Genomic DNA, 7,041 nt, shown 5'->3' on the forward strand with positions numbered 1-7,041 from the left:
TTAGAAAATGCATTTAAATATACAAAAGAAGATGGAAAAATAGAGCTTGTAATAGAAGAAGATTCTAAAAATGTAATTGTTAAGGTAATAGATAATGGTATTGGAATTAAAGAAGAGGATCAAAGTAGGATATTTGATAGATTCTTTAGAAGTAATGATATTAGAGCTACTGATATAGGTGGGAGTGGAATAGGACTTAGTTTGTTAAGTTCTATTGCTGAAAACTTAGGTTTGAAAATCAAGTTAGAGTCTAGATATAATGAAGGTAGTCAGTTTACGTTAATAATACCAAAGAAATAAAATAGAGTTTAGCGTGTAAATAGGGCCCGTGGAGATGGGTGGCATTATAGGCCTCCCTCCAAGCTGAAATGTCGGGGCGTCCTATAATACCACCCATCTCCACTCATGATATTTACTGGCTAAAACTTTGGTGGTAGGTAGGCAATGTATTTATTCATCAAAATATATTAAGTATAAGTATACTTGGATCATTATTTTATAAGAACTTAGGTTTATTAATGGTTTTAGTTGCATCTTTCTACCTTGTAAATTTATTTATAAGTGGATAATAATTTAACGATAATATTAGAAGGTGGTAATTATATGTTAGTACGAGAGTATAAAAAAGAAGACCTAGATGGAGTGGATAAAGTCCATGTAGATGCTTGGATTTCAACCTATTCAGGTATGATACCTAGAGAATATTTAATAAGTAGGACATATGAAAAGCAACAGAAAAAGTGGAATGATAGATTATTTAATAATAAAAATACAGATGAGTTTATGTTTGTATTAGAAAACGAAGATAAAGAAGTTGTAGGTTTTGGTAGAATGCTTATTAAAGCAGTTACTGAAAAATTAGTTAGCTTAGGTGCTAAAAAAGGTAATTCAAGCATTATTAATATCTCAGGAGTTGATTTAATTGAAGTTGAGTATTACTGGAATGAAATAAATCATTTGACTATTTAAATAAAAATGTATTTCTAATTGAATTTAAGATACATTACAATATTAATATAATACGAACCAACTATAAAAATAACCACTAATATAACACCAGTCATTTTTATAATTTATATTTAACAAGCAAATAGTTTAATAGAACATTTTATTTTAACGCCGAATATTAGTATAGATAATGAGCAAAGGAGGGGTTTTGTATAAGTTGCATCGACCTTGCGTGAGCCGGGAGAAAAACTTATACAAAACACCTCCTTTGCGGACCCTACCCAATCTCCAAGGCCAACTCCATAGCAAGTGTAGCAATTCGGTCCTTTTCCAATGGGTTAGCTTCGTTTGATAGACTTCTTGGATCCCATTCTTCACTATCTAAATTGTCTGCTGCGTAGAAAAAGTGAAATACATCTTTTTCTCTAAATTCAGAAAGTGCTGCAATTGCAGAACATTCCATATCAACACAAATACATCCTTGTGCTTTTCTAGCTTTAACCTTTTGGCGTGTTTCCCTATATACACCATCTGTTGTCCATACTTTTCCTATTTGATATTTTAACTTATGATGATCTAAGATTTTTGTAAATACATCTATATACTTTGGATTTACAGCTATCTCATCTGATGGTGGTGCATAATGAAAACTTGTACCTTCATCTCTTACTGCAATATTAGGAATAATAACTGAGCAATCTTCAATAGACGAATCTAATACACCACAAGTTCCAAAAATAATTAATTTCTCAGCACCCATTGCAAATATATCCTCTATAACTGCGACACATCCTGGTGCACCAACGTAAGATATAAATAAAGCAACTTCAAGCCCTTGATAATTTACTTTATAAATAGGAATTTCCATATTTGCTATGGAAGTTGTTGCAATTTTAATTCCATTAAGCTCCCTTACCAATCTATCAAATGTAAATCTGGCAAAGCATGATACTGCAACTTTAGGAAATCCATCAATCGGTTTTATAAGGTCAAATGCATTTATTACTGCAGATTTATTTTTATCAAATTCTTCAAGTATCATAAAATCCCCCCTAGATTACTGTTTATATATATAGTATCTGATATATTTCCAATTCGCATTATAAAAAATTCTATTGTTAAGCTATTGTTCAGTTAAGAAATTTATAATGAAGTTGTCAAATAAGTTGGAGGTGTATTATGAATAAGAAAAATATTATGAAGTATGTATTAGATGTTGTACTAGCAATTGGGTTTATGCTTATGTATGACAAGAGGGCAATCGGTATTAATTTACATGAACTTTTAGGATTAGGTATAGGGGTAGGGGTTATCACTCATTTAATTTTAAATTATAAGTGGATTATCGGTATTAGCAAAAAACTATTTTCAACTAAGTTAAATAATAGGACTAGAGTAGTATATATCATAAACCTGCTTTTAGTAGTTTGTATGATATTGATAATGGTTGGAGGTATATTTATATCAAAAACTATTTTTACTAATATACATAGTCAAAATCAAGGACTATGGAAAGGTATACATATAGCCGTTTCTAATGTAGCTTTAGCACTTATAGGAATGCATATAGGTCTTAATTTTAATTGGATTAAGGGAATGACAAAGAGGATTTTCAAAGTAAAAGAATCAAAAAAATACAGTCAAATAATAGCTAGAGTATTAGTATGTGTAGTATTTATATTTGGTGTTTATAATACTTCATCACAAAGATTTATACAAAAAACTGTAATGGGATTTAAAATGAATCAAATGCAACCAATAGGAGAACATCCAGTTAAAGGTGACGGCAATGGAAAAGAAAGACCAGAGGGGTTAAAAAAACCAGATTTAAATAGAGAGAATATGAGTGAAGAACAAATTAAAGAGTTTGAAGCTAATATGAAAAATAGAGGTGATATGGAAAATCGACATAATATAAAAGGGGATTTTGCAAAGGGAAAAACATCGCCGGTAGTTTTGATAATTAATTATACAAGTATATTATCTGTATTTATAATAACAACTTACTACATAGATAAGTTAATAAAAAATAGGAATAAAAACAATGGAGGAATATAAAAATGAAAAAGCCTAAAAAAATTATAGTAATCTCTACAGCAGTAATACTAATAGCAACCATAGGATGTGGATTAGTATTAAAGAATAAAAAAGATAAAGAAATAAAAGCTATGTCAAATATAGAACTAAGAACAGGAAATGTAGAAAGAGGAGATATAGAAGTTACTGTAGCAGCCAGTGGTACTATAACTTCAAATAGCTCAGATAGTAGCAAACTAGAAGTACAAGTAGATGTAGATGAACTAGATATAAGTAAGATTCAATTAAATCAAAAGGTAGAAGTGTCATTAGAAGCTATAGAAGATAAAACTTTTGAAGCAGTAGTAACGGATATAGAAAGTTATGTACAACAAGATAGTGGACTGACTACATATACAGTAGTAGCAACGCTTTTAGATGAAGTAATAGAAACTGGTGTAATAAATGAAGACGCAAATATAAGAAGTGGGAACTCTTCAAAATACTTAGCAGTTAATACTGTAAAAGAAAATGATAAGGTTCAAATTTTAGAAGAGAATGATGATTGGTATAAAGTAAAGTTAAGTGATGGAACATTTGGATGGGTAAGTACAAGTTATGTTGATATAGAGGGAATAAATGAAAATGTAATAGCAACAGTTAATAAAAGCTCAGCAAATATAAGAAGTGGAGCATCGACAGGATATAGTATAAAAGCGAAGGTTATCAATGGTGATAAGCTAGAAATCTTAGATAAAGATGGCAACTGGTACAAAGTAAAATTAACTGATGAAAGTGAAGGATGGATAAATAAGGAGGATATTTATACTAGTGAAGTAAAGCCCGGGATGACTGCTAGTTTAGAAATAGTTTGTGATAGAAAAGATGATGTTTTATATGTACCAATAGAAGGTGTTAAAAAAGATAATGATGGAAATTACTTTGTAAATATACCTAGTACTAGTGAAACTAAGGCAATAGAGGTAGGGATACATAATGAAGATTATATAGAAATTTCAAGTGGATTAAATGAAGATGAGGAAATACAATTACCTAGTATAAAAGAAAATAGTAGTAGTAATGAAATGGGGATGCCAGGAGGAATGCCAAGTATGGGTGGACAAGGAATGATGAAAGGCCAAGGGCAAGGTGGACCTATGCCAAGTGGTGGATCAAATATGAAGCGTTCTAATTAAAAGGAGGTCAATTATGAGTGAAAAAGTTATTCAAGTTGATAATATTTGTAAAACATACACAATGGGGGATGAGTATTTAAAGGTATTAGATAATGTAAGTTTAGAAATTGATAAAGGTGATTTTGTTGCAGTTGTAGGACCATCAGGTTCAGGAAAGTCAACATTTATGAATATTGTAGGTTGCCTAGATTTAGTAGATGAAGGCATGTATAAACTAGACGGCAAGGATATAAACAAACTAAAAGATGATGATCTTAGTGAAATTAGAAATAAAAAAATAGGATTTATATTTCAGCAGTTTAATTTACTAAATAAACTAAATGCCTATGAAAATGTGGAATTACCACTTATATATCAAGGTGTACCAGCAAGTGAAAGAAGGGAAATAGTTGTAGATTGTTTAAAAAAAGTTGGGCTAGAAGATAGAAAAACTCACATGCCTAATCAATTATCAGGAGGTCAGCAACAAAGAGTGGCTATTGCAAGAGCTATAGCTACCAATCCTCAAATACTACTAGCAGATGAGCCAACGGGTGCTTTAGATAGTAAAACTAGTAAAGAGATACTAAGCATAATGCATGATTTGAACAAAGAAGGACGTACAATAATTATGATAACTCATGATAGCGAGATAGCAAATCAGGCAAATCGACAAATATATATAAAAGATGGAAAAATACACGAGTAAAGGAGGTTGAGTATGGATCTTTATCAAAGTTTTAAGATGGCATTTAAACAACTATTATCTAATAAACTCAGAACAATGCTTACAATGCTAGGGATAATAATAGGAGTATGCAGTGTTACTATGTTAGTTTCAGTGGCAAATGGGATGCAGCAAAGTATAAATGATGAAATGAGCGGATTAGGATCAAGCCTAGTAACTGTAAATATAATGTCTAATGATGCTAGTAACAAATTTACAGTAGAAGATAGTAATAGGCTAAAAGATATAAATGGAGTTAAAAGCATAGCACCTGTAACAAATGGAAATGTACTGGCTAGCTTTAATGGAGAAAAAGAAAGTGTAAGCGCTATATCTACAACAGAAAGCTATCAAGAAGTGAAAAATATGGAAATATCAAAAGGTAGATTTATACTAGATATAGATGTGGATTATAGTAGCAAGGTAGTAGTATTAGGAAGTGAAATAGCAAATACTTTATTTGGACTTAATGAGCCTGTAGGTAAAACTATAAACTTAAATGGTGTACCATACAAGGTAGTGGGTGTGCTTAATTCACAAGGGGAAAATGCTATGAATACTTATGATAATAGCATAGTACTACCATTAACATCAGGTCAACGATTAGTAAAAAACACATCAATATCAAGTGTATATATAAGTTCTGAAAATGATAGCAAAATAAACTATATTGTAAAGAAGCTAGAAGGTGAACTATACAGCATTTTTAAAGATGAAGACAGTTATAATGTATTCAACCAACAAGAAATTATAGAGTCTATGGAATCTATGCAAAGTACTATGGGGATAGTATTAGGTGCTATAGCTAGTATATCTCTAGTAGTTGGTGGAATCGGGATAATGAATATAATGCTGGTATCTGTAAGTGAAAGGACTAAAGAAATAGGAATAAGAAAAGCATTAGGAGCAAAGAGAAAGACGATATTAATTCAATTCTTAATAGAATCAGTAGTTGTAAGTTTGCTTGGAGGAATAATTGGGGCTATTATTGGAATAATTGGCTCTAATGTAATATACTCAGTAATGGGTATAGAGGCATCAATATCATGGAATGTAGTTATATTATCCTTAGGATTTTCAATGGTGGTAGGGCTAGTGTTTGGAATATTACCTGCAAACAAGGCATCTAAGCTACAGCCAATACAAGCATTAAGAACTGAATAGTATATTAAATCTGGATCTATAAAAAATAGTTGTATCTTAGATATATAACACCAAGATACAACTATTTTAAGTATAAAGTCTATTTAGTTACTAAACCTATTCCATCTATCCATATGAATCCTTTATCATTAGTCAATATATCAAATAATTCATGAGAATTATATTTACAATGATTATCTAAACAATATTTAGTATTATCTTCAAGCTTATCAAACTCGCTATATATATTTAAATCTCCAGCAAAGGTAAGCATTTCATTTCTTAGACTGTTCATATCAACTAAAAATTCGGCCCACTCAAATTCTAGTGATTTATCTAATATCATAGATTTAATTTTATCTAATAGGTCATCTTTATCTAAACATTCTATAACTATTTTATTATTTTCCTTCGTATTATCAATGTATATTGATATATCATTTAGCAGACTGCTAAGATTATCCTTAACAAATTTTAAGAAAGAATCTTTATTAAATCTATTGTATGCTTCTTCTATATAAAATTCATCCATATCACCTTTCCAAAGTGTAATAAGTGCATTTGAATAGTTGTAATCTACTTTAGGATTATTATTAGAATCAAATAATTTAGGATATAAGTAATTTTTTTCTATGGACATAGCTTTTCTCATAAAGTAATTTTCAGAACTAGATTCTATATAATTTCTTATAGTTTTCTCCATATCTACATCAGGTAAAATATCTGATTTTGATATAGAATTAATTAGTAAATAATAATAGTTAATATTGCTATTAGTAGTATTTACATTTGATTTGTAAGCTAGTTTGTATAGTTTTTGTTTATAAATGTGATTCATAAGTTCTTCTATATAAAAATTAAAATTATTATTATAATTCATTTGCATATACCTCCAAGTTGTAATAATAAATAAATACCCATATAACTAAAAATAAATCTTAAAATTTGTAGTAAAATCATTTTAATTATTAAGATATAATCAGATAAAATAAACTTATTGACATTAATTATAAAAAATATTAAAATATATAG

8 protein-coding genes are annotated in these 7,041 nt (G+C 29.5%); 6 read left to right on the top strand and 2 right to left on the bottom strand.

The features are described from left to right. Together ACRDBA_RS00280 and ACRDBA_RS00285 are read left to right on the top strand one after the other, a co-directional pair. Positions 1-300 (top strand): sensor histidine kinase (locus tag ACRDBA_RS00280; RefSeq protein ID WP_438570949.1); only part of this gene is annotated, 300 nt, incomplete at its 5' end. Positions 301-603: 303 nt separating this feature from the next. Further along, a complete protein-coding gene (locus ACRDBA_RS00285; protein WP_438570950.1) occupies positions 604-969 on the top strand; it encodes a hypothetical protein in 366 nt (121 codons plus the stop codon). A 256-nt stretch (positions 970-1,225) separates the two neighbouring features. On the opposite strand, the gene ACRDBA_RS00290 is transcribed toward ACRDBA_RS00285, so the two are convergent. Next, entirely contained in the window at positions 1,226-1,990 is a 765-nt protein-coding gene (locus ACRDBA_RS00290) for a nucleoside phosphorylase (RefSeq protein WP_438570951.1), read from the bottom strand. Between the two features lie 137 nt (positions 1,991-2,127). Between ACRDBA_RS00290 and ACRDBA_RS00295 the strand changes: the two genes are divergently transcribed. From ACRDBA_RS00295 to ACRDBA_RS00310, 4 genes are read left to right on the top strand one after another with little or no spacing between them, the layout of a single operon-like run. Beyond that, positions 2,128-3,006: a DUF4405 domain-containing protein gene (locus ACRDBA_RS00295; protein ID WP_438570952.1), complete on the top strand. Its 879-nt coding sequence runs from the start codon at positions 2,128-2,130 to the stop codon at positions 3,004-3,006. A gap of 2 nt (positions 3,007-3,008) precedes the next feature. Continuing rightward, on the top strand, positions 3,009-4,160 hold the full coding sequence (locus tag ACRDBA_RS00300) for an SH3 domain-containing protein (RefSeq protein ID WP_438570953.1): 1,152 nt from the start codon (positions 3,009-3,011) through the stop codon (positions 4,158-4,160). A 13-nt stretch (positions 4,161-4,173) separates the two neighbouring features. Further along, positions 4,174-4,848, top strand: a complete 675-nt coding sequence (locus ACRDBA_RS00305) for an ABC transporter ATP-binding protein (protein WP_438570954.1) — start codon at positions 4,174-4,176, stop codon at positions 4,846-4,848. A gap of 12 nt (positions 4,849-4,860) precedes the next feature. Beyond that, positions 4,861-6,030: an ABC transporter permease gene (locus tag ACRDBA_RS00310; RefSeq protein ID WP_438570955.1), complete on the top strand. Its 1,170-nt coding sequence runs from the start codon at positions 4,861-4,863 to the stop codon at positions 6,028-6,030. 79 nt (positions 6,031-6,109) lie between these two features. On the opposite strand, the gene ACRDBA_RS00315 is transcribed toward ACRDBA_RS00310, so the two are convergent. After that, the gene (locus tag ACRDBA_RS00315) at positions 6,110-6,889 is read right to left on the bottom strand and encodes a hypothetical protein (RefSeq protein WP_438570956.1); all 780 of its coding nucleotides are present in this window, start codon (positions 6,887-6,889) and stop codon (positions 6,110-6,112) included. Positions 6,890-7,041 lie beyond the last annotated feature (152 nt).

The organism is Clostridium sp. (genome assembly GCF_051654825.1).
Lineage (GTDB): Bacteria > Bacillota > Clostridia > Clostridiales > Clostridiaceae > Clostridium.

Excerpts from the sequence above, each read along its gene's own strand:
- ACRDBA_RS00310 (WP_438570955.1), top strand. The coding sequence starts at position 4,861 with ATGGATCTTTATCAAAGTTTTAAGATGGCATTTAAACAACTATTATCT.
- ACRDBA_RS00285 (WP_438570950.1), top strand. The coding sequence starts at position 604 with ATGTTAGTACGAGAGTATAAAAAAGAAGACCTAGATGGAGTGGATAAA.
- ACRDBA_RS00315 (WP_438570956.1), bottom strand. The coding sequence starts at position 6,889 with ATGAATTATAATAATAATTTTAATTTTTATATAGAAGAACTTATGAAT.
- ACRDBA_RS00295 (WP_438570952.1), top strand. The coding sequence starts at position 2,128 with ATGAATAAGAAAAATATTATGAAGTATGTATTAGATGTTGTACTAGCA.
- ACRDBA_RS00290 (WP_438570951.1), bottom strand. The coding sequence starts at position 1,990 with ATGATACTTGAAGAATTTGATAAAAATAAATCTGCAGTAATAAATGCA.
- ACRDBA_RS00300 (WP_438570953.1), top strand. The coding sequence starts at position 3,009 with ATGAAAAAGCCTAAAAAAATTATAGTAATCTCTACAGCAGTAATACTA.
- ACRDBA_RS00305 (WP_438570954.1), top strand. The coding sequence starts at position 4,174 with ATGAGTGAAAAAGTTATTCAAGTTGATAATATTTGTAAAACATACACA.